This is a genomic window from Bradyrhizobium sp. (assembly GCF_016462955.1).
Lineage (GTDB): Bacteria > Pseudomonadota > Alphaproteobacteria > Rhizobiales > Xanthobacteraceae > Bradyrhizobium.
In genome coordinates this window covers 18,045-19,734 of record NZ_JAEMSD010000004.1, presented here as the reverse complement: position 1 = coordinate 19,734, position 1,690 = coordinate 18,045, and the positions used below count along the sequence as shown (strand labels likewise).

Annotated in this window: 2 protein-coding genes; both read left to right on the top strand. The window is 60.8% G+C overall.

Features of this window, described 5'->3' with window-relative positions:
- On the top strand, positions 1-1,362 hold a 1,362-nt coding region (locus JHD07_RS00980), incomplete at its 5' end, for a PAS domain-containing sensor histidine kinase (protein WP_291618049.1).
- Positions 1,334-1,690 (top strand): response regulator transcription factor (locus JHD07_RS00975; RefSeq protein ID WP_291618047.1); only part of this gene is annotated, 357 nt, incomplete at its 3' end. The genes JHD07_RS00980 and JHD07_RS00975, both read left to right, overlap by 29 nt.

Sequence of the window (1,690 nt, the reverse complement as noted above, 5' to 3'; positions counted from 1 at the left end):
CAGGCGATCGCCGCAGCGCCGCAAGGAAGCTATGTCAAGAGGACCCCCACCGGCGAACAGGTCGACTCGATTTACAAGCTCATACCCGGCACAAGTGGCTGGTCGGTCCATTTCGGAATACCGACGCAAGAGCTCAATGGCCCCGTTCAACGATCGGCCATCTTTCTGGCCGGGGGCGGGGTCCTGAGCTTCGTCCTGGCATTGACCTTGGCTTGGTACACGATCCGTGACATTTCTCTTCGCCGACGCGAGCAGGAGGCGCAGGCCGCTTTGGCACTCAGCGCCAGTGAAGAGCAGCGCAGGCTTACGATTGATGCCGCAGACCTCGGCGTGTTCAGCTGGAACTTCGCAACCAGGGAAGCGCTCGTGTCGCCTCGTGCGCGAGAGATGTTGCAGATGGGCGGCTCCTCTGACGGCGACACCAGTTTGCCCATCGATCGGATGCTGAACTGCATCGAGCCCGCCGACCGGCAGCAGTTTGAATCTTCGTTCATGGGATGTCGTTCAGGAAACGTCGCGATTGCAGATTTCCGAACCGCTCTTCCACACAGTCGGTGGTTACGTGCCAGTGGGCGTCTGTCCCGGCTCGACCAGAACAACCCGGATGTCGTCTATGGTGTCATTCTGGATATCGACGAAACGAAACGGGCCGAGCTCGAGCGGCAGCGACTGCTCCGCCGTCTTTCGGAAGCAGAGGAAAATGAACGCCGTCGCATTGCGCGCGAGCTTCACGATCAAATCGGCCAGACGATCACGGGCCTCCTTCTGGGGCTCAAAAACCTGGAGCAGTTTCTCGGCGCAAGTCAAAAGCGCAAGGTCGGGCTGGAGAAGCTCAACTGGCTCCAAGGACTGGCCAGAGAAATTGGCCGCGACATCCATCAAGTCGCATCCGATCTTCGGCCGACGGCTCTTGACGATCTCGGGCTCTACAAGGCGCTCGAGGCATTCTGCGCCGAGATCCAGCGGCGGTTCGGGATCAGCGTGGATTTCCAGCATTTGGGCAGAAGGGAACGTCTCGCCCAGGACGTCGAAATTGCCGCCTACCGCGCAGTCCAGGAGGCCGTAAACAATGTGGTCAAGCACGCGAAGGCGCGAAACGTCAGCGTGGTGGTCGACCGGCGCGCGGCAGAGCTGCGGATCGTCGTCGAAGACGATGGAAACGGATTCGACCTTCAAGAGTTCTCGACCAGTGATGCCCGCCACGCAAAGCTCGGCCTCTCGGTCATCGAGGAGCGCCTCACGCTTCTGGGTGGATCTTTAGCGATCGAGTCTGAGCCGGGCCGTGGCACTTCCCTTTTCATGAGAGTTCCCGTGCCAGCAGAGGAGATGGGCTATGTGCCCGATCCGGATCACGTTAACTGACGATCATCCGCTCGTCCTGGCTGGAATGAAAGCGCTGCTGCAGGCGGTGGAGGATATCGAGATCGTGGGAGAAGCCACGGACGGACAGACGGCCCTCGATATCATTCGCCAGGTCACGCCGGACATCGCCATCCTGGACATTTCGCTTCCCGGCATCAGCGGCCTCGAAGTCGCTCGCACAGTCGCAGCGCAGCTTCCTCAGGTTCGTCTGTTGGCGTTGACCGTTCACGAGGACCACGCCTACGTCCAGCCCATGCTTCAGGCAGGAGCCCGGGGTTATCTCCTCAAGCGCTCTGCGGCAGATGAGCTCGAGCGGGCGGTGAGGGCG